Source organism: Archangium violaceum Cb vi76, from assembly GCF_000733295.1.
GTDB classification, from domain to species: domain Bacteria; phylum Myxococcota; class Myxococcia; order Myxococcales; family Myxococcaceae; genus Archangium; species Archangium violaceum.
The window spans coordinates 125913-149692 of the sequence record NZ_JPMI01000109.1 but is presented as its reverse complement, the minus strand read 5'-3'; the positions used below and the strand labels follow the sequence as shown (position 1 = coordinate 149692).

Here is a 23780-nt window from a genome sequence, read left to right as displayed (position 1 = left end):
ATGAGGCAGCTCGTGGCAGGAGTGACACCGGTCCTGACGGGAATCGACGGCGGTCGGAAGGACCGGCGCACGGTCCTGCGCGAGCTGTACACGGCATATGGCGGCAGCGTGTATGGGCGTTGCCGCTACCTGTTGAAGGACGCCAGCAAGGCCGAGGACGCGATGCAGGAGGTGTTCGCCCGCGCCCTCACCCACGCGGAGGGCTTGCACGACGAGTCCTCGCCCCTGGCGTGGTTGATGAAGATCGCCACCCACCACTGCCTCAACCAGTTGCGCGCGGAGCGGGCGCCCTGGCGGCGCTGGTTCGAGCGGGACGAGCTGGCCAGGCCCGAAGGCGATGACGGGGCTCGGAGGATGGAGACGCGGGAGCTGGTGCGCTCGCTGCTGTCGCGGGTGGACGTGGAGACGCAGGCGGCGGTGGTGCACTACTGGGTGGATGGGATGACGCTGGAAGAAGTGGCCGCGATGCTGGGGCGCTCGGTGCCCACGGTGCGGAAGCGGCTGGAGCAGTTCGCCGCGCTGTCGAACGAGGAGCTGAAGGTCCCATGAGCGCGCACCTGTCGGAGTGGACATTGCGGCGGCTGCACGCCGGAGAGCTTCCCGGCAAGGAGGCCGAGCAGGCCCGGGCCCACGTCTCCGGGTGCGCGGAGTGCCAGGAGCTCGTGAAGGGGCTCGAGGCGGACCAGGCCCGCTTCGAGGCCCAGGTTCCCTTCGAGCGTTTCGAGGCCGGCGTGGAGCGCGCCCTGAAGAAGCCGAAGGCGCGGCCCTCGCGGCCCCTGCTCAATGGGGTCCTGGTGGCGATGGCGGCCTCGGTGCTGCTGGTGGTGCTCGTGCGGCCGATGCTCTCCCAGCCGCCCACCAACCGGCTCAAGGGCGGGGCCTCGGCGGAACTGCGCGTCGGCGGAGGAGGACCGCAGCGCGGCGTCCTGCCGGGTGACACCGAGGAACTGGAGCAGGGCGAGAAGGTGCGGCTGGCCTACGTGTCCGGGCCGTACCGGTATGTGCTCGCGATGTCGGTGGACGCGGCTGGCGAGGTGTCGGAGCTCTACGCCCAGGACGGGATGAGCCTCCCCGTGGAGGCGGGCCCCGGCCGGCACTGGCTCCCCGACAGCCTGGTGTTCACCGGCTCGGGCTACGAGCGTGTGGTGATGGTGCTCTCCGATCGGCCGTTGAGCGTGGAGGCGGTGCGGGCGTCGGCACGGCACGCCTGGGAGGCGGCCGGCGGCAAGGTGGAGAACATGACCACGCTGGGCTCCGGCGGCGAGGAGACCCACTGGCTGCTGCGCAAGCCATGAGCCGCCTGTCCGGACAAGGCCTGGTGCTCGTCCTGGCGCTGGTGCTGGCGGCGGCCGTGCAGGCTCAACCGCCGCGGCGCTTCGCGCTGGTGGTGGGCAATGACGACGGCGGCGCGGACACCCGGCCGCTGCGCTTCGCCCGGGATGACGCGCGCAGGATGCATGGGTTGCTGACGCGGCTGGGCGGCGTGGAGTTCGGCGACGCGCGGCTGCTGCTGGACGAGGACGCCGGAGACTTCCTCCGTGCCCTGGCCGAGCTGGAGTCGGGCTCCCGGACGGCGCGGGCCCGGGGCGAGCGCACCGCGCTCATCGTCTACTACTCGGGCCATGCGAAGGACGGCGCGCTGCGGCTGGGGGACAGCGCGCTGGACCTGGAGTCGCTCAAGCGCCGGCTGCTGGCGGCTCCCGCGGACATCCGCATCGCCATCCTGGACTCGTGCCGCTCCGGAGCGCTCACGCGGACGAAGGGAGCACGGCGCGCGCCGGCCTTCGCCATCGACGCGGGCGCCGCGCGCGAGGCCCGGGGGCTCGTCATCCTCACCTCCAGCTCGGCGGACGAGGACTCGCAGGAGTCGGATCTGCTGGGGGGCAGCTACTTCTCCCACCACCTGGGCAGCGGGCTGATGGGGGACGCGGACCGCTCGGGCGACGGGCAGGTGACGCTCTTCGAGGCGTACTCGCATGCCTACGCCCGCACCGTGGCGGACACCGCGGACAGCAGCGCCGGAGCCCAGCACCCCACCTTCAGCTACGACCTCGCCGGCAATGGAGACCTGGTGCTGACGGACCTGCGGGGACGTGACGAGGGCCTGCTGGTGCCTCGCACCGCTCCCGCGGGGGCCTACTACTTCGTGAACCCGGCCGGACTGGTGGTGGCGGAGCTGGACAAGGCCGTGGACGCCGAGCGGCGGCTCGCCCTGGCCCCGGGCCGGTACACGGTGAAGCGGCGGCTGGCGGACCGGCTGCGCGTGGGCGAGGCCGAGGTCCAGCGCGGTCGCACCACGGTGCTCGACGAGTCGCGGCTGCGTGATGCGCCCTTCTCGGATGATCCGGTGAAGGGCGTGGCGCCCCGCGAGCGCGCGCTGCGCACGTATTGGACGCTGGGGCTCACCGGCGGCTACCACTCCTTCTTCGATACGCCCACGCGCGAGAACCTCTTCCTCTCCACGCCGCTGCTCGGCCTGGAGGTGGGGCTGCACCACTACTTCCGGGAGAACTGGCGCTGGGACATCGACCTGTCGCTCGGCGCGCGGCGGGCCACGCTGGAGCTCCCCACCCTCTCGGGGCCGCGCTACCGCTACTCGCTGCTGAACGTGGGCACCTCGCTCGTGGCCGAGTGGCGCCTGGGCCGCTTCTCCCCCTTCGTGGGCCCCCGGCTCGCCTACCTCGTCATGGGCCGCGACTTCGAGGACGCGAGCCTCCCGGACCAGTTCTACGCCGTGTTCACACCGGGCCTCGTGGGCGGCGTGCGCTGGCGGATGTCGGACCGCTTCGAGCTCACCGGGCGCGCCCGCCTCCACTACCTCCTCTACAACGTCGACGCACAGCGCTCCCTGGGCTACTGGGAGCTCGGAGCGCTCGTGACGTACCGCCTCTGACAGGGAGCGCGTGATGCGCAACTGCTGGCTCCTGCTGTTGGGCTGCCTCGCCGCCGCGTGTGGCGGGAACTTCTCCAACGACGATCTCGAGTTCCTCAACGCCCTGCCCACCCGGGAGGACCTGGCCTCCGAGCTCCCCGGCGCCAACGGCATGGTGGGCGAGGGAGGCCTGCGTCGGCGCACGGATGCCCTGGCCGTGGGAGAGCCATCCGACCTCTACCGGGACACGCGCGAGGCCTCGGACACGTTCAACGGCGGGATGGATGGGCTGCTCACCCTGCTGGAGGAGATTCGCAAGCTGCCACCCACGACACGTGAGCCGGAGCTGCGCGTGTGGGGGCCCTGGCCGGACCCGCACCACCCCGGACACGAGGTGCGCTTCGCGATGAAGCGAGAGCCCGAGCACTTCATCTACCTGCTCCAGTACCGGACTCCGGGCTCTGGCGAGGAGGGGTGGTGGTCCGCCCTGGAGGGCGCCTTCCAGCCGGATGGTGGGCTGCGCAAGGGCACGGGCGCGGTGCGGCTCCTCGTCAAGGAGACGAAGGCCCGTGGCTTCGACGTCGGAGGGCTCGCGAACCTGGACCTGTTGGAGATCGTCTACCAGACGCGTGCGCTCCCCATCACCGTGCGGATGCGCTTCGTGCCGGCCGCCCCCCAGACCGCGTCCGAGATCCTCTATGCATACCGCGAGCTTCCCGGTGGCCTCGGAGAGATGGGCTTCCTGCTGGAGGACACGGACATCCTCCCCGGCACGCGGAAGGAGGACCTCGCCATCATCAGCCGCTGGACGAAGGACCGCGGAGGCGTGGGAATCATCTCCGTGACGGGCGGAGACGTGCCCATGGGCTTCACCGCCACGCAGGTGGAGTGCTGGGACGCCAGCTTCCGCGTCACCTATCTGAAGCGGAGCTGGGAGACGGCGGAGGTGGGCAGTGCCTCCGCCTGCCCGGACGTGTCCGCGCTGGAGCAGCCGTGAACTACTGGGCTTGCCCCGGTTACGTGGACAGTGGCGTGGGGGCGCATGGTGGACACACCGGCAAGCCGGGAGCGGCCAGGCAACCAGGCGCCATCATGACAGGTGCCCAGGGCCTGGAGGGCACCCACGTTGGAGGGAAGGAGGCCGCCATGAGCCAGAAGAAGGACGACGTGCTGCACATCCCGCCCGAGGCATACCCCACCGGCCCCGACCGCGAAGCCGGGACGGAGGAGGACGCGCCACACCACCGGGGGCCGCCGCACCTGCGACCGGATGGCGGGCCCGGCAACACCCCCGGCTCGGGGGGCAACCCGCGCATCATCGAACCGGCGGGCACGCCGCGCCCCTATCCCGGCGTCAGCGTGACGTGAGCTTTTGAAAAGCCCTGTTTTGCCGGCTGAAGCCGTCGAGGCCGAGTCAGGGCTCGAGCATTTTTCGTACCCGCGCATCGCGCAGGAAAAGCCCCAGCCAGATGAAGACTGCTACGTAGATAGGGAACAGCGTGTGCGAGAAGAGCGGGTTACCCACGCGCACGTGGCTCGCGACCGCGCCGCCGAGGTAACCCGTGAGCAAGATCGCGCCCAGGATCGCGGTCCGGGGAATCAAGTAGAACGCGAGACAGATGAGCAGAATCGTGCCGACCAGCGGCATGCGCTCGATGGGCCACTGCAGGGCGGCTCCCGCCTCGAGGGCTTCGGGCGGCAGCTTGTCCATGACGAATTTCATGACGGCGTCGAAGAGCAGGAACGCGACGGCAAGCCCACTCAGGATGCGGCCGGTCCAGATTGATTTTTGGGAAAGCGTGCTGGTGCTCATGGGGGTATCCTTTGTCTCTGAAGCCGGATTAACACATCAGCGGCAAAAGCGGGCGTCACCCTTGGCGCCTTCTTCTACTACAAGCAGTACCTCGAGGCGCTCGCGTGACGGAAGCCGAACGGAAGATCTTCGCGGAGACGGGAATCCTCGGCCTGAAAGGGTTCATTCCCAGGAAAGCGGTGGCGGCCGTCAAGGATGCCATCCTCGCCGAGCTGGATCGCCTGAAGCTGCGGGAGAAAGGGAAGCTGTCGTCGGCGAAGCTCCAATCCCTTCCCTTCTTCCAGCAGACGGGGAAGCTGAGCCAGATGGTGAAACTCGGGCCGGAGCTCGATGGGTTGTTTTCCGCGGAGCTTCTGGGGACCCTGAGCGCTCTCGCCGGAGCTCCGCTCAAGGCAGCGGCTCCGCGTCCGCAGCTTCTTCTCTCCTTCCCCAACAAAGAAGAATGGTCGCTCGGCAGCTTGAACTGGCATCTCGACCTCGCCGTTCCGAAAACAGACGAGCTTCCGGGAGTTCAGGCCTTCCTGCTCATCGACGACCTGCAACCCAGGGGCGGAGCGACCTTGGCGATCGCGGGCTCGCACCGCCTTCACTATGTTCCCGAGGCTCGAAACGGGAACGCGCACGCCGTTCTCCGGAAGGATGCGCTCTTCGGGGCGCTGTTCGAGGGCCCGCGGGCTTCAGCGGAGAAGCTCATGAAACCCCACTCCATTCATGGCGTGGACGTCTCCGTCGTCGAGTTCTGCGGGAAAGCGGGCGACGTCTTCCTGATGGATCTGCGGGTGATGCACTCTCCGTCACTCAATGTGACGAAGAACGTGCGCATGATGACGACGAGCCGTTTTCTCAAAACGGGCATCTCCATGTGAATCAGATGGGCAGCATGTTGGCGAGTGACATCCAGCGCGAACGTCCGGCGCAGCAGCCCTGCCCACTCCAATCGCGGCGTGCGCTCCTTCTTCGACTCCACCGTCGCAGCCAGGACCGGTCTCTCCTCCTCCTGCCCCAACTCCGCCTCCCCTTGAGGGAGCAGTCTTCTGCGCTGGCGGGCTGGCAGACGCACAGGGTTCTCCTGTACCACGAGAGAAGGCCGTGGTGCGCTTCCTGGGCGAGCCCTGGCCAATCACCTCAGTCCGGTTGGACCTTGTCCGGCTCACTCCTGGGGGCACTCGCTGCCGGCTTCTCTTTCTCCAGCTTCTCCTCGATTGGAGTCTGAGCAGCGGGTCTCAGGTACGCGTGATTGCCGACAGCGAGAATACGCATCGTGCGGATGTCCACGGCATGAACGGTTCTGTCCATGCTGGCCAGGGCTCCCGAGGAGCCCCACAGCGCGTTCGTCTGGCAGGCTCGCTCATCGACAGTGAATCGGACCTGCACGACTCCCGTGGGCTCCGGAGCCGCCGTGACGTCATAGGAGCCGGGCCGGTAGAGACAAGCCTCTTCTGGACGGGTGTCCTTGGGCGTTGGGGCCTCGCTGGGAAGAAAGTCCTCCAGGGCGAGCTGGATGGCCGCGGCGATGTTGCCCTCGAGGTGGAGCCGTCCTTCCCTGGGAAGCTCGGGAGGAGGCTGCATCGGGTCCCTCTCCAGGAGTTGCCCGTTCCGCATGTCCACTTCATAGGTGGATTCCATGTCCAGCGGCGGACCCCACCGGTAACAAGCTCCAGGGGCGAGGGAGAAGCGGACCAGGGTGGTGCCGTCCCTTCCTGGCGCCGTCTCCACGTCCCAGGATTGGCGCTGGAGAGTGCAGATGTCGCTCCGGGTTGCTCCGAACGGAGGGCGCACATCCCACGGGAGGAAACGCGCCATGGCGAGTTGGATGGCCGCGGCCTGGGTACCGGAAAGTTCGACCCTCCCCTCTTCGGGCAAATCCCTTCCGAACTTGAACCAGGCGGCCTCTTCGGCTGGAACGTAACGGACAGGGCTGCGAGCTGTCATGCATCCCGACACGGCGCAGCAGAGCATCAGGCCGGCGGCTCTTCCCATGAACGCCTTCCAACGGCGCCGAGAGTGCAGATGGGTATTCATGGCTGTACAGGGGTGATGAAGCCCGAGTCTTTGTTCTCGGGTTGGATGTAGCCGATGAGCTTCCAGTTCCCCGACTGCCGTTCATAGACCTCGCCGGGCCGGGCCTCACGGACATAGGGCACGAGCTTCTGGATGCGGCAGGTCGTGTCGAACTGGATGCGAACGCGATAACGCTGATTTCGCCCACGTCTGTCTGGCTCGCTCAAGGGCGAGGAGGGCCATGGATGGCTGTGGAAATCGGCAAGAGGCGCGAGCTGGCCTCGAGGGTCCTTCACCACCGCTGGTGAGAAACAGGACTTCCTTCTGCTCGGGCCCACCAGCGCCGCTTTCGTCAGGGGTGAGGGCATGCTCGCGTAGTAGAGGCCATCCTCGAACGAGTAGATGACGCCGCAGTACTCCTGGCCATATTCGCCCAGCTGCGCTCTGGGGAGTGCCAGCACCGCTGGGCAGAGCTGGTCGATGACTTCATCCACGTCTGTCGAGGGACGGATGTCCTTCCATGGACCACGCACCCAGACGATTTCGGAGTCTCCTAAAAAGCCGTAGTCCTCTGTCTGTCCGGTATGTGGGCCGCTGGCGCAGCCGAGAAGGCACAGCCCCATCAGCGCTGCTCGGATCCTCATCACCTTCAGTGGTGTGTTCTGGCGCGAGACGTTTCCGAGCATGAAGTGCATCGGGAGGTGAGCTGGAGCTTTGATGCGCAGAAGGTGGATGGATGATGGACCAGCCGCGCGAGTGAGAACAAGAGGCCAGCGACAAAAAGGGAGCCAGGGCGAGCAGGAGCATCGAGGAGGGCCGCATCAAGCGGCTCAACACGTACGAGCCGAAGCGCGGCGACTACATTCTGGATGCAGCAGAGCCAGCGGGCGGAGTTCAACCCAGCGCTGGAGTACGCCATCCGGCGTGCCAACGAGGCGAAATTGCCGCTGCTGGTGGGCCTCGGCCTCATGTGAGTCACCGCTTCCGGGGTAACACGAGCGAAGCGAAGCGCCTGCTGCGCAAGATCCTCACCGAGCACCTCCCCGAGTACGAGGAGAGCCGACTGCACCCGGAGACGACGAATGTCTCGCACATGAGCAAGTACCTCCACTTCGGGCAGGTGAGCCCGGTGCAGGTGGCGCTCGCGGCGCGCGGGTCGAGGGCGGCGGACAATCAGCGCAAGAGCGGGTCCGCGAAGAGCCGCTTGAAAGAGTCACTGGCCCCGGAGGACCGCCCCCTTGGGGACGAAGACCGCCCCCCGCGCCGTGGCGGCCTCGCCCAGCCCGGACTACAGCGGCCGGTGCGCGGGCTCGAGGGAGTCCTCCTGCGACCAGGTGCCGGCCTCGGGCACGCGCAGACCCTGTCGGGCCGCGGAAGGATCCAGACCGGCCCACTGGAAGAGGTGATCGAGGGCGGCGGTGCGCTCGGGCTCGGGGAGCTGCGCGAGGCGCGCGCCGTGGTTGCCGCGGGGCACGACGAAGCGCAGCGAGTCATTCGACTCACGCACCTCGAAGGGGACGGAGAACCACGGGTCGTCCTCGCCGTAGAGGAACAGCATCCGCTGGCCCGAGTTGCGCACCCAGTGCCCCACGCGCGACATGGCGGTGACATCGAACCGCTTCTGCACGCCGAGCGGCGGCAGGTGGGCGGGGAGGTCCTGCCGTGGGTAGCGCAGCAGCCCGTGCAGGTGGTGCTCCGCGTAGCGCAGCGCGCCAATCTGCGTGGCCGCCTGGTAGGAGTAGGGCGCGAGTGACTGGAGCCCCGCGTCCCCGAAGCTGTCGGTGAAGTACGTGTAGCGCTGGATGAAGTCGAAGAGCGCCGAGGTGGGCGCGTCCGGGGCCGGAATCGTCGGACAGAGGGTCTGGCTTCCGACCTGCCAGAAGTAATAGGGCAGCTCCAGGACGGCGAACTCCAGCGCCCGGTCCAAGCCGAGCACCTCGAAGGTGGCGCCGGTGCTCGCCGCCACCCCGGCGGCGAGGGGCAGCAGCTCCTCGCGCCGGGTGAGCGCGGCCCGCTGGATGGCCCCCTTGGAGTAGAACGGCAGTCCCGCCGCCCCGAGCAGGACGTAGGCGAGCTGCCCGGCCACGCCACGCACGGGCCCGAGCGCGGCGGCCGTGAGGACGACCGCGAGCGTCTGGCCCGTGATGGGCACCGGGGAGCCCGGCACCGCGATGGCAACCTGCGCGAGCAACGCGGTGAACAGCGCGGCGCCAAGCACGAACGCCCCATCATGGACGCGCGTGCGTGCGAAGACGTCGGCGAGGACGCGAGGCGGTGGAGAACCCGTGCCCGCGCTCAATGCCGTCCCACCAAGGGAGGAGTGCGAACAGCGGGACGACTCGGAGGGGCGTGGAGACACGAACCGACGCTCAACGAGGACGAGCTCCGATGCAAGACTCCACCCGAGCACGGTGCCGTCCGTAAGCACCTCGGCGGCGAAGTCATCCGGCCTGGTGCTACGCCTCCCGCTGGCGGTCTTCAGCGAGCCAGGTATTGCGCAGTCTTGTCAGGATTTTCGAGCGGTTTTCGTCGAGGGGGGGCCGGTGGCGCGCGGTGCGCGCCCGGACCCATTCCCTCTCACCACCCGATTCTCAATCCCAAGGACCCGCCTCTTGTCCAAGAACCTCATTCTCTCTCTGTGTGCCCTTCTCGTGTCTGGTTGTGGCGCCGAGCAGTCTTCCACCACCAACCCCAAGACCCGGGGCGCGGCCCTGCAACAGTCCGCCGCGACCCATGGCTACGAGGTGGAGCTGTCCGCCGGAGAGGACGTACTGATCGAACCCGGCTCGGGCCATCAGGTCATCGGGTACCTCGATGGCTTCTACACCCACCTCCAGCCCGGACGCGTTCGCGGTTCGGTCCAGATGGACGTGGATGCCGCCAGCGCTTCCGGTCCCTCCGACAGCGTGGATGATGGCCAGTTGGCGTTGCAGCTCCACGACGGCACGAACTGGATTGACCACACCGTGCGCAACGTCCGCTTGACGGAGTCCTTCTATGGAGAGGTGAGCAACACCCTGCCCGTGAGCACGCCGGTGCGTTTCGAAATCCGCGTGCGGCGCCGGGCTCACGAGACGCGGCGCATCCACGTCTCTTTCGCGCGCCTGTTCGGCGCCCAGTGCTACCCGGACCTGTCCCACCCCTACGCCGCCTGTCTGTGAGAGAGCCAGGAAGACGACCGTGAGGCCGCGGGGCTCGAGAAGGCTCAAGGTGTCACGGCGGCGGCGAACCGGCGTTTGCCTTCGCGAATCGTGAGGATGACGGCGGGTTTCACCGGGTTGCGGTCCGCGTCCAGGGTGAGGGAGCCCGTGGCGCCAGGGTGATCCTTGGTGGCCGCGAGCGCGTCGCGGATGTCCGGGCCGGAGAGCGACTTCGCCCGCTCGATGGCCGCGAGCGCCACCTTCGCCGCGTCGTAGCCCAGCGCGGAGGCGGCCTCGGGAGAGCGGCCATAGCGCTCGCGGAACGAGGTGATGAAGCGCTGGAGCTCGGAGGCGGGGTTGTCCTCGGCGTAGTGGGACGAGTAGGAGGCGCCCTCCAGCGCGCCGCCCGCGAGCTCGAAGATGCGGTCCGACTCCCAGCCATCCCCGCCCAGCAGCGGCAGGGTCAGGCCCATCTCGCGCGCCTGACGGGCGATGACGCCCACCTCGCTGTAGAAACCCGGCAGATACAGGGCCTGGGGCTTCGCCTTCTTCACCGCCAGCAGCGGCGCGCGGTAGTCCGAGTCCCCCTTCGCGTAGCTCTCCACCGCCACCACCGTCCCGCCCAGCTTCTGGAAGGCCGCGATGAAGGCCTCGCTCAGGCCGAGCGAGGAGGCGTTCTTGCTGTCGTGCAGCACCGCCACACGCTCGAGCTTCAGGTTCTCCCGGGCGAAGCGGGCCATGGCACCGCCCTGGAAGGGATCGATGAAGCAGGTGCGGAAGATGAAGTCGCCCTTCTTCGTCACCTCCGGGTGGGTGGACGAGGGAGTCACCATGGGCACCCGGGCGGCCTGCACCGCGTCGGCGATGGCCAGCGAGCCGGACGACGTCACGTCTCCGAGGATGAGCACCACCTTGTCCTGGGTGAGGAGGCGTTTGGCCGCGGCCACGGACTCCTCGAGCTTGCCCTGGGTGTCATAGGCGCGGAGCTCCACCTGGCGGCCCTTCACCCCGCCCGCGGCGTTCACCTGCTCCACGGCGAACTGGATGCCATCGCGCACCACCGTGCCGAACGAGGCCTCCGAGCCCGTGAGGCTCCCCAGCATGCCGATGACGATGGGCCCCTCCCGTGCCGGCACGCGCTGCTCCGACGTGGCGGGAGCGGAGGGCGGCGGCGGTGGGGACTTCCGCTCGCAGGCGAGGGAACTCAAGGCGACGGCGGCGAACAGGGGAAGGAGGCGGTGCATGGGGCTCTCGAGGGGCGCACTCTGTCACGGACGCCTCCGGCGGGCACGGTCCCGCCAGACTTGTCCAACTGTTGGACAAGTTCGTGAAGAGCGCGACCGGGAGCACGCTCAGGCGGCTCCGCGCTCGCGACCCTCCGCCTCGCGGGAAGGCTTCTCCGATAGTCCGGCCCGGTGCATGGGGAACTCGATGCGCAGACGTGCCCCGCCCTCCGGGCGGTTGCTGGCGGAGAGCGCGCCGCCGAACTGCTCCACCAGCTCGCGTGACAGGGTGAGGCCCAGGCCGGTGCCCTTGTCGGGGCTCTTGGTGGTGAAGAAGGCCTCGAAGAGCCGGGACAGCACCTCGGGGGAGAAGCCGGGTCCGTTGTCCTCGACGAGCAGCACCACGCGCTCCTGCTCGGCGCGGCCGATCAACCGCACCTCGCTGCCCGGCACCGGGTGGGACTCCAGCACGTCTCCGGCGTTGATCAGCAGGTTGAGCACCACCTGCACCAGCCGCTGCCGCACGGCGAAGATCTCCGGCAGGTCCGCGGGCACGTCCACCTGCAGGAACGACACGTGCTTCAACCGGAGCGAGGCCAGCTTCAGGGCATCGGCCGCCACGTCCGCCAGCGAGCACGCCATGGGCTCGTTGTCGTCCATGCGGGCGAAGCCCCTCAGGTCCGAGACGATCTGCCGGATGTGCTGGATGCCCACGCGCGTCTCCGCGAGCACCTCGGCCAGCTCCTCCCGATCGAACTCCCGCGCCTCCAGCAGCTCGGTGTGCACGAAGTTGACGTTGGAGCCCACGTAGGCGAGCGGGTTGTTGATCTCATGCGCCACGCCCGACGCCAGCCGCCCGACGATGGCCAGCTTCTCCGACTGGGCCCGGCGGTGCTCGCTGAAGGCCAGCGCCTCGAGTGACTCGCGGCGGGCCCGCTCGATCCGGGCCTCCTGCTCGGCCCGCAGGGCATGGAACGTCTGGTAGGAGAAGTACGCCGCGAGCAGGACGATTCCCCCCACCACCGAGAGCCAGGTGAACGCCTGGATGGGGGTGTGGCCGTCCCGCCACAAGAGCAGGGCGGTCCCGGTGAGCCCCACCCCGCCGCAGACGAACACGGATCGCACGTGCCGCCGGTAGATGAGGGTGATGGCCATCGGCAGGACGGGCACCATGACGAAGTAGGGGCCGTCCACGCCGCCCGTCTCCACGGAGAGCCCCAGGACGCAGAGCGTGGAGAGCAACACGTTCAGGTCGGTGAGCGGGGTCACCCAGGACAGGGGCGCCCCACGGATCAGGTACGTGTAGCCCAGCAGGCTCGTGGCCCACACGACGCGGATGCCCAGCATCCAGGGACTGAAGTAGCCCAGGTAGAGGGAATCCACCCCCCAGAAGGCCAGGACGACCACGCAGAGCACCCAGACGACACGGGGGCTCCACACGCCCCCCCGGGGGGCGGGTTCGGGCTGCTCCAGCTCGGTCTCGGTGGCTCGGGGGAGGGAGTTCACGGGGAGGGCGAGGTCCAGGGCGGCGACAGCCGGGTGAGCCGTTCAGGGCTCAACAAGGCTAGCACACAGGCAGCCGAGCACCCGCGTCCCTTCCCCTGCCCCACGGGGCGCGTCATCCTTCCTTGACTCGGTAGGGGTCCCTCTCTAGGTTGAATTCCTTCTTCACCCAGTACTTAGCGAAGGACGTTTCCCACCATGGCTCGCGTCACAGTCGAAGACTGCCTCCCCCTGGTCGACAACCGCTTCGCGCTCGTGCTGCTGGCGGCCAAGCGTGCCCGTCAGCTCATGGCCGGCGCCCGCCCCATCATCGACACCTCGAAGAACAAGCCGCCCGTGCTCTCCCTGCGCGAGGTGGCCACCGGCCACGTGAAGTTCGACCGGGACGTGCGCGAGGCCCTCACCGGCAAGTACGCCGCGTCCGAGAAGGCCAACGGCGCCTAGTCGCCGGAGCCCTCCGGGCGTAACAGCCCGGACAGGGCGAGGCTGGCCCCCGCGCGCAGCAGCATCCTGGCCGCGCGCGCGGCGATGGCCTTCTCGCCCTTGTAGCCCAGCAGTGCCGCCACCCGCGCCAGGGGGACCCACCGCGTCTCGTCCACCTCCACCCGGTGCCCCGCGTGCTGGATGTCCCCCAGCACCCCGGACTGGTAGCGGAACAGGTAGAAGTGCACGCGCTTGAAGATGCGCTGGCCGCGGAACTGGTAGACGTAGCGGATCTCCCCCAGCGGCGCGACGAGCGTGGCCTTCAGCCCCGTCTCCTCCCACACCTCGCGCACGGCCGTCTGCTCGGGCGTCTCCCCCGGGTCCACATGGCCCTTGGGAAGCGCCCACAGGGAGCGGCCGTGGGGCCGGATGACGGCCACCTCCAGCTCGCCCCCCTGCTCTCGGATGACTATTCCTCCGGCGGACGCCTCACGGGGCATGCCCACAAGTTAACCGATGCCCGGCCGCCGCGGTCAGGAGACTTGTCCGAAGTGCCTCAGCTTGGCTTCTGCCCCCAACCGGTACGCGTAACGCAGGTCCGTCAGCAGCCGCTCCAGCCGCCGCCCCGTCACGTGTCCCATCAGCCGGGTACAGAAGTTGCGCGACAGCCGGTTGGCCTCCTCGTACCGCCAGCGCTCCGCCTTGGACAGCCGCTCCCGGTAGGACACCCGGTCGAACAGCCTCCTCAGTAGCTCCTTCGCCCAGGCCCCCACCCCATCCCCCCACCGGTGCAGCAGGCACAGGGCGAACTTGTCCACCTCCGCCTGCGCCTCCAGCTCCAGCAGCGAGACGGTGCGCCCATGTGTGGCGGTGTGCGCCACATAGAGGAAGTGCGAAACACCCTCGGCGAGCTGGCAGAAGCCGTCCAGCTCGGACTCCAGCAACGAGTCCACGGGGCCGCTCTCGTAGGGCTTGAGGCGGTGGAGCAGCGCGGGGGCGAGGTAGAGGGCCATCTCCAGCTCCCCCTCCGATTCGGAGACGAGCAGTTCCTCCTCACTGCGTCCGGTGGCGCCCAGCTGGACGGCGGCTTCCCGGTCCACCACGAAGCCCTCCGCCCGGGCGGCGCAGGTGATGCCGTAGATGGCCTCCAGGTGCTCCTGCACGCGGCCGATCATGTCGTGGCTCCCGGCTTCAGTTCGGCAGGCCCTTGGGCATCACCAGGCCAGCATCCACCAGCACCTGCTCCAGCTTGTCGTTGCCGGTGCGCACCCAGCTCTCGTACACCTTGAGGGCACCGGAAGGGCCGTTGTGCACCAGCCCACGCGCGGCGATCTCCTCCAGCACGTCCACCAGGGCGCGGAAGCGGGCGCTCAGCTCCCGGTAGACGGCGGCGAAGCCCGCGGCGGGCGCCAGGTCCGCCAGCTGCCCGTACGCCGCGCCGCCCATCTGGATGTAGTAGTCCTGGCCCACGGCGCTGTCGCGCAGCGCGCCGGAGAAGAAGCCGGCCTGATAGAGCGACACATCCCCCAGCCGACGCAGGGTGCGGATGCGCTCGTCGCGCTGCTGCTGCAACGAGCGGTGGTACAGCACCGCGAGCGGCTCCTGCTCCTTGCGCCCGTCCTCGCCCTGGCTGAACAGATTGTCGGTACAGGCGAACTCGGACAGCAGGTTGACCAGGTAGAACTCGGTCGTCTCCCCGACGGCGAGCTTCTGGCGCCGGATGACTTCTTCCAACAGCGCCTTGAAGAACTCCTTCAACGACGGGGCCGTCACCAGTTGACTCATGGACTCTCGACCTCCAACGCCCCCCGAGGGTTTACGGGCCGGGGACGCCACGTAAAAGTTACCAACGCCCCCCCACCTGCGGCAAAAAGACCCCCAGTCATTCCGGGCACTTACGCTGGCACTCGACCCTCGCGACTGCCAGAAACCGCGCAACGCCACCTCCATCCGGCCCCGACGTCCACAGGAAGACAGAGAGGAAAAACCCAGTTGTGACGGGGATTTGGCGAGACCCCTCCCCGAGGTCCCGGCTCGCTTGACGGGTCGACTTCGCTGGTTATTATCCCGCGCGCTCGCTGATTGGCACTCGCGAGGTGCGAGTGCTAACGGCTCGGGCCATCAGGCCCTTATTCCCACCCCCATGGGCGTTCCGTACGCCGGGGCGCCCCAGCTGAAGGAGACAGACCATGAAGATTCGTCCCCTGCAGGATCGTCTGATCGTCAAGCGCGTGGCCGAGGAGAACAAGACCAAGGGCGGTCTGTTCATCCCCGACACCGCCAAGGAGAAGCCCCTCGAGGGCCACGTGCTCGCCGTGGGCAACGGCAAGGTGCTCGAGGACGGCAAGGTCCGCCCGCTCGACATCAAGGCGGGCGACACCATCCTGTTCAGCAAGTACGCGGGCACCGAGATCAAGATCGACGGTGAGGAGCACCTCATCCTCCGTGAGGAGGATGTGCTCGGCGTGATCGAGAAGTAATCCCCTCCCCCGCTCCTCAACCTCTACCCAAGGAATCAATCAAATGGCGAAGGACATTCTTTTCGACGTCCGCGCGCGCGAGGCCATCCTCCGCGGCGTGAACATCCTGGCCGACGCGGTGAAGGTCACCCTGGGCCCCAAGGGCCGCAACGTGGTGATCGAGAAGTCGTTCGGCTCGCCCACGATCACCAAGGACGGCGTGACCGTGGCCAAGGAGATCGAGCTCGAGAACAAGTTCGAGAACATGGGCGCGCAGATGGTGAAGGAGGTCGCGTCCAAGACCTCCGACGTGGCCGGTGACGGCACCACCACCGCGACCGTGCTGGCCCAGGCCATCTTCCGCGAGGGCGCGAAGCTGGTGGCCGCCGGTCACAACCCGATGGACATCAAGCGCGGCATCGACAAGGCCGTGGCCGCCATCGTGGCCGAGCTGAAGAACCTGGCCAAGCCGACCAAGGACAAGAAGGAGATCGCCCAGGTCGGTACCATCTCCGCCAACGGCGACACCACCATCGGGCAGATCATCGCCGATGCGATGGAGAAGGTCGGCAAGGAGGGCGTCATCACGGTGGAGGAGGCCAAGGGCCTGGACACCACCCTGGACGTGGTCGAGGGCATGCAGTTCGACCGCGGCTACCTCTCCCCGTACTTCGTGACGGACCCGGAGCGCATGGAGGTCGTCCTCAACGACTGCCTCATCCTCATCAACGAGAAGAAGATCTCCTCGATGAAGGACATGCTGCCCATCCTCGAGCAGGTGGCCCGCTCCGGCAAGCCGCTGCTGATCATCGCCGAGGACATCGAGGGCGAGGCGCTGGCCACCCTGGTGGTGAACAAGATCCGTGGCGTGCTGAACGTGGCCGCGGTGAAGGCGCCGGGCTTCGGTGACCGCCGCAAGGCCATGCTCGAGGACATCGCCACCCTGACGGGCGGCCGGATGATCGCCGAGGATCTGGGCATCAAGATGGAGACGCTGACGCTCCAGGATCTGGGCAAGGCCAAGCGCATCACCATCGACAAGGACAACACCACCATCGTCGACGGTGCGGGCGCGCAGAAGGACATCGAGGCGCGCGTGAAGCAGATCCGCGCCCAGATCGAGGAGACCACCAGCGACTACGATCGCGAGAAGCTCCAGGAGCGTCTGGCGAAGCTGGTGGGCGGCGTGGCCGTCATCAACGTGGGCGCCGCGACCGAGACCGAGATGAAGGAGAAGAAGGCTCGCGTCGAGGACGCGCTCAACGCGACGCGCGCCGCCGTGGAGGAGGGCGTGGTCCCTGGCGGTGGCGTGGCCCTGCTGCGCTGCTCCAAGGCCCTGGACACCCTCAAGGTGGAGGCCGGTGAGAAGTTCGGCGTGGACATCATCCGCCGCGCCGTCGAGGAGCCGCTGCGCCAGATCGTCGGCAACGGCGGCCTCGAGGGCAGCGTCATCGTGAACAAGGTCAAGGAAGGCACTGGCTCGTTCGGCTTCAACGCCGCCACCAGCGTCTACGAGGACCTGCTGGCCGCCGGCGTGATCGACCCGGCCAAGGTGAGCCGCTACGCGCTGCAGAACGCGGCCTCCGTTGCCTCCCTCATGCTGACCACCGAGGCGATGGTGGCCGAGCGCCCGAAGGAGGAGAAGGAGATGCCGGCCGGCGGTGGTATGGGCGGCATGGGCGGCATGGGTGGTATGGGCGGCATGGGCATGTAGTCGCCCCCGGGCCCTGGAGCGCGGGTGCCTCCCGCGCTCCGGTGTGTCTCGTGAGAGCCTCCAGTGACGGCCTCCGGTTCCCTCGTGGAGCCGGGGGCCGTTCGCGTTTCAGGGAACCGGGCATGCGCCGGGTGGCGTGGCGTCCCCCACCCCCTTAGTTTGGAGGAAGACTCGAGGAGGACACGCGTGAAGCCCGTGAAAATCTACACCACCACCTACTGCGGCTACTGCGTCCGGGCCAAGGACCTGCTGACGCGCAAGGGCGTGAAGTACGAGGAGTTGGACGTCACCGGCGACGACGAGATGCGCTCGAAGCTGGTGGAGATGAGCGGCGGCCAGCGGACCGTGCCGCAAATCTGGATTGGCGACACCCACGTGGGCGGCTACTCGGATCTCGCCCGGCTGGAGAGCGAGGGTCGGCTCGAGCCGATGCTCCAGGCCTGAGTCCCGGCCGCGTTCCCCGGGAGCAGGCGGCCAGCCGTGCTCCCCGGGCGTCTCCCATCCCCCGTGCGCAGGTTGCCCGGAGCAACGGCTCATACACGGAGGTAGACGATGGCAGAGACAGGGGAACAGGCCACGGGGACCAAGGACGAGAACTACGACGTCATCAGCGTGCTCTACCACTGTCTCAAGGGCGCCTCGGACATCGGCCAGTACATCCAGGACGCCGAGCAGAGCGGTGACCGGGAGCTGGTGGACTTCTTCCGGGACTACCAGGAGGCCCAGAAGGACCTGGCCGAGCGCGCGAAGAACCTGCTGGGCGCGCGGCTGGCCCGGACCGAGGGCGTGAAGCGCGGCGCGGACACGGGCGTCAGCAGCGGCAAGAAGATGGAGGCCAAGGGCACGAAGAAGGCCAGCCGCTCGGCCGGCGCACCGACCAACGCCCAGGTGAAATCCGGCGGCAACGAGTCGGATGACATCGTGGACGAGGAGTCCAAGGAGTCCTTCCCGGCCAGCGATTCACCCGCCCGGTATTAGTGGGCCCGGAGCCCCGAAGAAGCACGCACGCCCGGGAGGGCTCTGGACCTCCCGGGCCGCTTCTTTTTTACAGCCGCCCTGATGCCGCGGCCCATACGGTCAGACACTAACGCTTGCTCCCGCCGTATTAGCCCCATAAACAGGAAACTCCCGCGACGCTGGCGGAAGTACCCAGTCCGCCGCCCCGGGTGGAGGGTCTACGCCAATGATCGACGACAGGCCGGATGTCACCCAGACCGTACAGAGCCCCGAGGGGCGCTCGACACGGATCCAGGTGCGTGACTGGACGGTGGAGGTGGTGGCCGGCCCGGACAAGGGCAAGAAGGTCACCACGCAGGATGCGCTGCTGCGCGTGGGCTCGGATGCGGCGAGCGATCTGGTGCTGAGCGACCAGACGGTGAGCCGCCGGCACATCGAGCTGGAGCGCACGAGCAAGGGCATCATCGTGCGCGACCTGGGGAGCCGCAACGGCACCTTCCTGGACGGCCATCAGGTGATGCAGGCGCTGTTGCAGCCGGGTGACAAGGTGATGCTGGGCAAGACGAAGCTGGCCATCAAGCAGGAGGCGCGCGCCACCGAGGTGGAGGTGACGGGCGGAGCGGATGCCTTTGGCGCCCTGGTGGCCTCCTCGGAGAAGATGCGCGTCGTCTTCGCGCAGCTGCGGGGCATCGCCCGGGAGGACATGAACCTCCTGCTCGAGGGCGAGACGGGCACCGGCAAGGAACTGGCGGCGCGCGCGGTGCACGAGCACTCGCGGCGGCGGCATGGCCCCTTCAAGGTGGTGGACTGCAACCTCATCACCGAGGAGAAGGCCGAGCGCGAGCTGTTCGGCGGCCTGCGCTCCAACGGCGATGAGGCCGGCAAGGGCGTCTTCGAGGCGGCCCAGGGCGGCACCCTCTTCCTGGACGAGGTGGGCGAGCTGCCGCTGTCCCTGCAGCCCAAGCTGCTGCGCGTGCTGGAGTCGCGCGAGGTGCCTTCGCTGGACGGGGCGCCGGTGCCGGTGGACGTGCGCGTCATCGCCTCCACGCACCGCAACCTCGAGGAGGACGTGCGCCAGGGCCGCTTCCGGGCGGACCTCTACTACCGGCTGGCGGTGGCGCGCGTGCGCCTGCCCCCGCTGCGCACCCGGCGCGAGGACATCCCCGCGCTCGCCCAGTCCCTGCTGCGCGGCCTCAAGTCCTCCTTCGAGCTCACCCCCCAGACGCTCGCCCTCTTCGAGGGCTATGACTGGCCGGGCAACGTGCGCGAGCTGCGCAACGTGCTGGAGCGCGGCGCGCTCATGCAGGAGACGGGCAACGTCAGCTGGCTGGACTTCATGGCCCAGCCCGAGCACAAGGAGGAGGGCCAGCAGCCCACCACCAGCGTGGCCGCGCTCGTCACCGGCATGCCCTACCACGAGGCCAAGGATCGGGTGGTGGCGGACTTCGAGCGCCTCTACTTCGCCGAGGTCATGCGCGTGTCCAACTTCGACATGAAGACGGCCGAGCAGCACACCGGCCTGTCCATGCAGAGCCTCTACCGCCTGCTGAAGAAGAACGGGCTGCGGTTGAAGGATCTCAAGAATGCCGAGGGTCTTGATAAATAGGCCCTCGCTTTTCCCCAACCCCAAGGGAGTTTCCCAAGATGATGCGCCGTATCGCCATCGCCTCCGTCCTCGCCGTCACCGGCTGCGCCGGCATGCAGGAGGCCCAGAAGAAGCCGCAGGGCCCGACCACCACCGAGGAGCGGATGCGCATCACCAACCAGCCGCCCTTCGACGTGGCGGTGTGCCAGCCCAAGGCCCTCACCCTGCCCCAGCCCCCCAACGAGGGCGTCCTCGTGGGCGCGCTCCTGCTCACCCGTCCCGAGGTGATGGAGTGCCTGGTGGACCCCAAGTCCCGCGGTGAGGCGGAGACCACCCGCGTGGTGGTGAAGACCACCATCAATGAGCAGGGCGGCACCCACGCCATCACCGGGGAGAACCTCACCCCCGAGGGCACCGCGTGCATCCAGAAGGTGGTGGACACGCGCGTGCCGCTCACCGCCCTGCCCGCGGGCGCCCAGCCGGTGACGTCCGAGAGCACCTTCGTCCACGAGGTGGGCGGCAGCGCCAGCGTCAAGTTCGGCATCAACCCGGGCTCGGACTTCTCGGGCACCGTGCGGCTCGCGCAGGACTCCTGGTGCGAGTGCTACGCCCCCTTCGGCACGAAGATTCCCCCGCAGCTCAAGGCCACGGTGGACCTGAAGAAGGGCACGCCGACCCCGGCGGAGATCGTCTTCGATCCCGTGGGCACCCCCGAGGGTGACCAGCTCACCGCCTGCCTCCAGGCCAAGATGATGGCCCTGCCGGCCAACATCGAGGTGACGGAGCTCAAGTTCCCCTACCGCTTCACCCACTTCCACTCGCAGGCCGCCGAGATGTCGGCGGACATGTCGCCCGAGCTGCGCTTCTACCAGCTGGATCTGCTGCGCAATCAGCGCGCCGCCAACACGGCCATGGCCTTTGGCGCCCGCGCCACCGCCGCGGAGATCTACGAGGCGGTCATCGCCAGGTTCCAGAAGACGCCGCAGAGGAAGCAGTACGATCTGCTGCCGGAGCTGACCAGCAAGTGCAACGCGCTCGTCGAGGCCTCCAAGGCGTCGGTGGACGCGCTGTCCGCGCAGCTGCAGGCCGAGCAGCAGTCGCTGGCCAACGTCCAGGAGCTCAAGGCCAAGGACGCGGCCTGGGGTGAGCTGGAGGGCAAGCTGCAGGAGTCCGTCACCGCCACCGAGCAGGACGTGACGAGCGCCCAGGAGCGCCTCAAGGCCGACCAGGGCGCCTGCCCGAAGGTCAGCTACAAGTGACCCCCGGGGCCTGGTGACGGGCCCGGCATGACGAAGGCGCGGCGCCCTCCCGACGGGTTCCGCGCCTTCTGTCTTTTCACGGTGCGGAGGCGCCGACGGGCACGTCGCCGAGTTCGAGCGACTGGCCCGCCACCAGCGCCACCGTACGGTCCTCCCGGGCTCCCTGCAGACTGAAGATGAACAGCGTGTGATTGCCCGCGGGCAGGCCCTCGACGAGGAAGCGGCCATCGGCCCCCGAGACCGCATGGAACCGGGAGGACAGGTCCACCGAGACGAAGACGGACGCACCCGCCAGCGGGGCACCTGTCGTCATGTCCACGGCCCGGCCGCTGAGGCGGGCCATGTCGCCCAGGAGGATCTCCACCTCGGCGCTCGCACCGGGCGCCAGCGTGACCTCCGCCTTGCCCCGAGCCCCATCCCGCGAGCGAGCCTCCACCTTCACGCGCTCGCCCGGTACGTCCTTCACCTCGAAGCGCTCCGCGGGGAACTCCTGATCGCTCCACATCCACGGGGACGAGCCAGGCTCTCGCGGTAGCACGCTGAGGGTGAAGCCTCGCACGGGAGCGCCGTTGGCGCGCACCACGCGGCCACGGAGCGAGGCCGCGGGCTGAAGCCTCACCACCACCTCCTGTCCGGCCCTCGCCTCCTGGACCTGGCCGACGCGCCCGCCGTTGCTCGCGCGCACCATGAGGGTGGCCCCTTCCGAGATGGCGTGCTGGAAGCGTCCCTCCACATCCGAGCGCGCCCAGAAGTGCGGCATGTCCAGATCCGTGGGGCCCTGTCCGATGACCATGGCCGAGGGCGAAGGCGAGCCATCCGGCTCGAGCACGCGCCCGCGAAGCAGGTTCCGCGTGTGCTCGGGTGCCTCGAGCGTCAGCTCCACCCGGACCGTCTTCCCCGGCTCCACGGACACCGTCACCGGCTGGCGCTGAGCGAGGCCGTCATCCTCCGGGTCCCCCGCCATGAGCTCATAGGGGCCCGGAGGAAGCTGCATGCGGAAGGTGCCCGCGCTCCCCACCTCGGCGGTTCCGCTGTCCCCATCGGTGAGGATGCCCGAACGCTCCGGGTAGGCGTACACCTGGACCGGTTTGTCGGGCCACCGGCCCGAGGCCAGGCGGACCACGCCCTCCAGCGTGCCCGTCTCCTCGAGGGTGAAGTCCGCCCGTGCCGTGCGTCCCTCCTCGAGGAACAAGGAGTGGCCCTGCCCGGCCGACGCCCCCTCGCGATGCGCGAAGAGAGCCACCCGTCCCGAGGCGAGGCCTTCCAGCCGGTAATGCCCTTCGGCGTTGGTGCGGGCCTCGGTAGGGGTGCTGCTCAGCCCCTCGGGCGCCCAGCGATCGCTGACCACCACCCCCACACCCGCGAGGGGCTGGCCCGCCACATCCCGTACCGTGCCCTCCACCGCCCCCGTGCCCGCCAGCTCGAATTCCACGAGGAAACGCTCGCCGGGTGCCAGCGTCAGTCCCTGCCGGATGGCCTCGGAGAAGCCCTTGGCGGCCACCACCCCGTCGTAGAGGCCGGGAGCGAGGCCCTCCACGGTGAAGCGGCCCTCCGCATCCGTCACCGCGCGGCCCGAGTCCCCATTGGCACCCGCGGGGCTGATGTCCACGGTGGCGCCCACCACGGGCGCCTGGCTCGCACGAGCCACCACCCGGCCCTCGATGAGCGCGCTCGCGCCGAGTCGCACCCGCACGTCCCGCACCGTCCCTCCAGCGGCCACCACCACCGGCGTGCCCAGCGCGCCCGCCTCGTCCCCCCGGCGCGCGGACACCGTATGCGCCCCGGCCTCCACCTCCGCGGAGAAGCCACCGCCCTGCCCCGTGGTGACCACCAACTGGGTGACGCCGCCACTGACCCGTACCTCGGCGCCCGGCGCGGGCCGGCCCTCGGCATCCATGACGAAGCCCTCGATGATGCCCGCCCGGGAAAGGGCGATCTCCAGCGGCCCCTCCGCGGGGATGCGCACCTCGCTCAGCAGCTCCGGTCCGTGTCCCGGCGCCTCGGCGCGCAGCATCCAGGTGCCGGCGGCCAGCCCTTCCACCCGGAAGGAGCCCCGGGCATCACTGTGGGCGAAGATCCGCTCCTCGAGCGGCGCCTCCACGTCCTCCCACGGCTTCAGCTTGCGTCCATGGGCGATGAGGGAGAGTTCCACCAGGGGCAGGGGCTCGCCGGTGCTCTTCACCACGGTACGCCCGGAGAGGCTGTGTCCTGCCTCGAACGTCAGCCGCAGGCGTGTGAGGGCCTCGCCCTGGGGGCGCATCACGTCACGTGATTGCGTGGCCAGACCCGGGGCCCGAGCGGTCACCAGGTAGCTCCCGGGCCGCGAGGGAAGCCGCACATGTCCTCGCGCATCCGTGGAGCCCGAGCCCGCCAGACGCCACGTCGCCTCTCCCAGGTTGGGGTCGCGAGGTCCTCGCCAGTACAACCGCACGCTGGCACCCGGCACGGGCCGCTCCTTCGCGAACACCTCCACCAGCAAAACGCCATCGGCCTCGGTGGCGCGGTGCTCGAGCGGCGGGGTGCCGGCCTCCTCCGGGGTGGCGCGAGTCTCCGGTTCCCCGGAGCGCTCGGGGCGGAACACGCGCTCCGTCCGTCGCGGGGCGGAGGCCATGGCCCGGGTGTCACCGGAGGGTGTCTGGGCCTCTCGCGAGTGGAGGGAGAGGAGCAGCAGCCCGAAACCCAGCCCCAGGGCCACAACCGCCGCGAGCGTGCGCTTGCGCATGGGGCGGTTCTACCAGACCTCACTCCGAAGCCATGGCAACCGAGGATTGTCCAGAGGCCAGCGGTGGTTCAGAATACAGGTCACGGGTGGCGAGGGACGCCGCCCCACG

Annotated in this window: 24 protein-coding genes; 14 read left to right on the top strand and 10 right to left on the bottom strand. The window is 68.8% G+C overall.

Annotation, left to right across the window (positions count from 1 at the left end):
• Nucleotides 1–12: 12 nt before the first annotated feature.
• From Q664_RS17300 to Q664_RS60935, 5 genes are read left to right on the top strand one after another with little or no spacing between them, the layout of a single operon-like run.
• Entirely contained in the window at nucleotides 13–549 is a 537-nt protein-coding gene (locus Q664_RS17300) for an RNA polymerase sigma factor (protein WP_235216733.1), read from the top strand.
• Nucleotides 546–1295, top strand: coding sequence for an anti-sigma factor family protein (locus tag Q664_RS17295; RefSeq protein ID WP_043396101.1), 750 nt, complete (start codon nucleotides 546–548; stop codon nucleotides 1293–1295). Before Q664_RS17300 ends, Q664_RS17295 begins: the two co-directional genes overlap by 4 nt.
• A complete protein-coding gene (locus tag Q664_RS17290) occupies nucleotides 1292–2893 on the top strand; it encodes a caspase family protein (RefSeq protein ID WP_043396099.1) in 1602 nt (533 codons plus the stop codon). Before Q664_RS17295 ends, Q664_RS17290 begins: the two co-directional genes overlap by 4 nt.
• Before the next feature lie 13 nt (nucleotides 2894–2906).
• A complete protein-coding gene (locus Q664_RS17285) occupies nucleotides 2907–3869 on the top strand; it encodes a hypothetical protein (protein WP_043396097.1) in 963 nt (320 codons plus the stop codon).
• On the top strand, nucleotides 3866–4240 hold the full coding sequence (locus Q664_RS60935) for a hypothetical protein (RefSeq protein ID WP_235216732.1): 375 nt from the start codon (nucleotides 3866–3868) through the stop codon (nucleotides 4238–4240). The genes Q664_RS17285 and Q664_RS60935 overlap by 4 nt, the downstream gene beginning before the upstream one ends.
• Before the next feature lie 46 nt (nucleotides 4241–4286).
• Here the strand turns inward: Q664_RS60935 and Q664_RS17275 are convergent, their stop codons facing one another.
• Nucleotides 4287–4685: a DoxX family protein gene (locus tag Q664_RS17275; RefSeq protein ID WP_043396095.1), complete on the bottom strand. Its 399-nt coding sequence runs from the start codon at nucleotides 4683–4685 to the stop codon at nucleotides 4287–4289.
• Nucleotides 4686–4789: 104 nt separating this feature from the next.
• Here Q664_RS17275 and Q664_RS17270 point away from each other — a divergent pair, with 104 nt between their 5' ends.
• Nucleotides 4790–5551, top strand: coding sequence for a phytanoyl-CoA dioxygenase family protein (locus Q664_RS17270; RefSeq protein ID WP_043396093.1), 762 nt, complete (start codon nucleotides 4790–4792; stop codon nucleotides 5549–5551).
• Nucleotides 5552–5810: 259 nt separating this feature from the next.
• Here the strand turns inward: Q664_RS17270 and Q664_RS57800 are convergent, their stop codons facing one another.
• From Q664_RS57800 to Q664_RS52220, 3 genes are all read right to left on the bottom strand, one after another.
• Nucleotides 5811–6311 (bottom strand): hypothetical protein, encoded by a 501-nt coding sequence (locus Q664_RS57800; RefSeq protein ID WP_152622144.1) that lies wholly within the window; start codon nucleotides 6309–6311, stop codon nucleotides 5811–5813.
• Nucleotides 6312–6703: 392 nt separating this feature from the next.
• A complete protein-coding gene (locus Q664_RS17255) occupies nucleotides 6704–7381 on the bottom strand; it encodes a hypothetical protein (protein WP_235216730.1) in 678 nt (225 codons plus the stop codon).
• A 593-nt stretch (nucleotides 7382–7974) separates the two neighbouring features.
• Complete coding sequence (locus Q664_RS52220; RefSeq protein ID WP_052518255.1) at nucleotides 7975–8985, bottom strand: biotin transporter BioY; 1011 nt, start codon at nucleotides 8983–8985, stop codon at nucleotides 7975–7977.
• A 313-nt stretch (nucleotides 8986–9298) separates the two neighbouring features.
• Here Q664_RS52220 and Q664_RS17245 point away from each other — a divergent pair, with 313 nt between their 5' ends.
• Nucleotides 9299–9847, top strand: coding sequence for a hypothetical protein (locus Q664_RS17245; RefSeq protein WP_043396090.1), 549 nt, complete (start codon nucleotides 9299–9301; stop codon nucleotides 9845–9847).
• Between the two features lie 44 nt (nucleotides 9848–9891).
• On the opposite strand, the gene Q664_RS17240 is transcribed toward Q664_RS17245, so the two are convergent.
• Nucleotides 9892–11070 carry an ABC transporter substrate-binding protein gene (locus Q664_RS17240; protein WP_043396086.1) on the bottom strand — a complete coding sequence of 393 codons (1179 nt, stop codon included), beginning with the start codon at nucleotides 11068–11070 and terminating at the stop codon, nucleotides 9892–9894.
• Nucleotides 11071–11178: 108 nt separating this feature from the next.
• Nucleotides 11179–12555, bottom strand: coding sequence for a sensor histidine kinase (locus tag Q664_RS52215; protein WP_052518254.1), 1377 nt, complete (start codon nucleotides 12553–12555; stop codon nucleotides 11179–11181).
• Nucleotides 12556–12750: 195 nt separating this feature from the next.
• On the opposite strand from Q664_RS52215, the gene rpoZ reads away from it, so the two are divergent.
• A complete protein-coding gene (gene rpoZ / locus Q664_RS17230) occupies nucleotides 12751–12996 on the top strand; it encodes a DNA-directed RNA polymerase subunit omega (RefSeq protein WP_043396084.1) in 246 nt (81 codons plus the stop codon).
• Here the strand turns inward: rpoZ and Q664_RS17225 are convergent.
• Genes Q664_RS17225 through Q664_RS17215 form a run of 3 tightly spaced genes read right to left on the bottom strand, consistent with a single transcriptional unit; the run spans nucleotide 12993 to nucleotide 14760 of the window.
• Nucleotides 12993–13475 (bottom strand): NUDIX hydrolase, encoded by a 483-nt coding sequence (locus Q664_RS17225; RefSeq protein ID WP_043396081.1) that lies wholly within the window; start codon nucleotides 13473–13475, stop codon nucleotides 12993–12995. The two genes, rpoZ and Q664_RS17225, sit on opposite strands and share 4 nt — an antisense overlap.
• A 33-nt stretch (nucleotides 13476–13508) precedes the next feature.
• On the bottom strand, nucleotides 13509–14150 hold the full coding sequence (locus Q664_RS17220) for a hypothetical protein (protein ID WP_043396078.1): 642 nt from the start codon (nucleotides 14148–14150) through the stop codon (nucleotides 13509–13511).
• Between the two features lie 16 nt (nucleotides 14151–14166).
• Nucleotides 14167–14760: a hypothetical protein gene (locus tag Q664_RS17215; RefSeq protein WP_043396076.1), complete on the bottom strand. Its 594-nt coding sequence runs from the start codon at nucleotides 14758–14760 to the stop codon at nucleotides 14167–14169.
• A gap of 404 nt (nucleotides 14761–15164) precedes the next feature.
• Here Q664_RS17215 and groES point away from each other — a divergent pair, with 404 nt between their 5' ends.
• From groES to Q664_RS17185, 6 genes are all read left to right on the top strand, one after another.
• On the top strand, nucleotides 15165–15455 hold the full coding sequence (gene groES / locus Q664_RS17210) for a co-chaperone GroES (protein ID WP_043396073.1): 291 nt from the start codon (nucleotides 15165–15167) through the stop codon (nucleotides 15453–15455).
• A gap of 43 nt (nucleotides 15456–15498) precedes the next feature.
• Nucleotides 15499–17148 (top strand): chaperonin GroEL, encoded by a 1650-nt coding sequence (gene groL / locus Q664_RS17205; protein ID WP_043396071.1) that lies wholly within the window; start codon nucleotides 15499–15501, stop codon nucleotides 17146–17148.
• A 186-nt stretch (nucleotides 17149–17334) separates the two neighbouring features.
• Complete coding sequence (gene grxC / locus Q664_RS17200; protein WP_043396068.1) at nucleotides 17335–17592, top strand: glutaredoxin 3; 258 nt, start codon at nucleotides 17335–17337, stop codon at nucleotides 17590–17592.
• Between the two features lie 108 nt (nucleotides 17593–17700).
• Complete coding sequence (locus Q664_RS17195; protein ID WP_043396064.1) at nucleotides 17701–18126, top strand: hypothetical protein; 426 nt, start codon at nucleotides 17701–17703, stop codon at nucleotides 18124–18126.
• A gap of 205 nt (nucleotides 18127–18331) precedes the next feature.
• Nucleotides 18332–19711: a sigma 54-interacting transcriptional regulator gene (locus Q664_RS17190; RefSeq protein WP_200883714.1), complete on the top strand. Its 1380-nt coding sequence runs from the start codon at nucleotides 18332–18334 to the stop codon at nucleotides 19709–19711.
• 38 nt (nucleotides 19712–19749) lie between these two features.
• A complete protein-coding gene (locus Q664_RS17185; protein WP_043396061.1) occupies nucleotides 19750–20949 on the top strand; it encodes a hypothetical protein in 1200 nt (399 codons plus the stop codon).
• Nucleotides 20950–21025: 76 nt separating this feature from the next.
• Here Q664_RS17185 and Q664_RS17180 read toward each other — a convergent pair whose 3' ends face one another.
• Complete coding sequence (locus tag Q664_RS17180) at nucleotides 21026–23671, bottom strand: carboxypeptidase regulatory-like domain-containing protein (RefSeq protein ID WP_043396058.1); 2646 nt, start codon at nucleotides 23669–23671, stop codon at nucleotides 21026–21028.
• Nucleotides 23672–23780: the final 109 nt, after the last annotated feature.

What these genes read in the sequence shown, in the direction of transcription:
- Q664_RS17295 (WP_043396101.1), top strand. Translation starts at nt 546, where the DNA reads ATGAGCGCGCACCTGTCGGAGTGGACATTGCGGCGGCTGCACGCCGGA.
- Q664_RS17290 (WP_043396099.1), top strand. Translation starts at nt 1,292, where the DNA reads ATGAGCCGCCTGTCCGGACAAGGCCTGGTGCTCGTCCTGGCGCTGGTG.
- Q664_RS17285 (WP_043396097.1), top strand. Translation starts at nt 2,907, where the DNA reads ATGCGCAACTGCTGGCTCCTGCTGTTGGGCTGCCTCGCCGCCGCGTGT.
- Q664_RS17275 (WP_043396095.1), bottom strand. Translation starts at nt 4,685, where the DNA reads ATGAGCACCAGCACGCTTTCCCAAAAATCAATCTGGACCGGCCGCATC.
- Q664_RS57800 (WP_152622144.1), bottom strand. Translation starts at nt 6,311, where the DNA reads ATGGAATCCACCTATGAAGTGGACATGCGGAACGGGCAACTCCTGGAG.
- Q664_RS17255 (WP_235216730.1), bottom strand. Translation starts at nt 7,381, where the DNA reads ATGCACTTCATGCTCGGAAACGTCTCGCGCCAGAACACACCACTGAAG.
- Q664_RS17240 (WP_043396086.1), bottom strand. Translation starts at nt 11,070, where the DNA reads ATGCACCGCCTCCTTCCCCTGTTCGCCGCCGTCGCCTTGAGTTCCCTC.
- rpoZ (WP_043396084.1), top strand. Translation starts at nt 12,751, where the DNA reads ATGGCTCGCGTCACAGTCGAAGACTGCCTCCCCCTGGTCGACAACCGC.
- Q664_RS17225 (WP_043396081.1), bottom strand. Translation starts at nt 13,475, where the DNA reads ATGCCCCGTGAGGCGTCCGCCGGAGGAATAGTCATCCGAGAGCAGGGG.
- Q664_RS17220 (WP_043396078.1), bottom strand. Translation starts at nt 14,150, where the DNA reads ATGATCGGCCGCGTGCAGGAGCACCTGGAGGCCATCTACGGCATCACC.
- Q664_RS17215 (WP_043396076.1), bottom strand. Translation starts at nt 14,760, where the DNA reads ATGAGTCAACTGGTGACGGCCCCGTCGTTGAAGGAGTTCTTCAAGGCG.
- groES (WP_043396073.1), top strand. Translation starts at nt 15,165, where the DNA reads ATGAAGATTCGTCCCCTGCAGGATCGTCTGATCGTCAAGCGCGTGGCC.
- groL (WP_043396071.1), top strand. Translation starts at nt 15,499, where the DNA reads ATGGCGAAGGACATTCTTTTCGACGTCCGCGCGCGCGAGGCCATCCTC.
- Q664_RS17195 (WP_043396064.1), top strand. Translation starts at nt 17,701, where the DNA reads ATGGCAGAGACAGGGGAACAGGCCACGGGGACCAAGGACGAGAACTAC.
- Q664_RS17190 (WP_200883714.1), top strand. Translation starts at nt 18,332, where the DNA reads ATGATCGACGACAGGCCGGATGTCACCCAGACCGTACAGAGCCCCGAG.
- Q664_RS17185 (WP_043396061.1), top strand. Translation starts at nt 19,750, where the DNA reads ATGATGCGCCGTATCGCCATCGCCTCCGTCCTCGCCGTCACCGGCTGC.
- Q664_RS17180 (WP_043396058.1), bottom strand. Translation starts at nt 23,671, where the DNA reads ATGCGCAAGCGCACGCTCGCGGCGGTTGTGGCCCTGGGGCTGGGTTTC.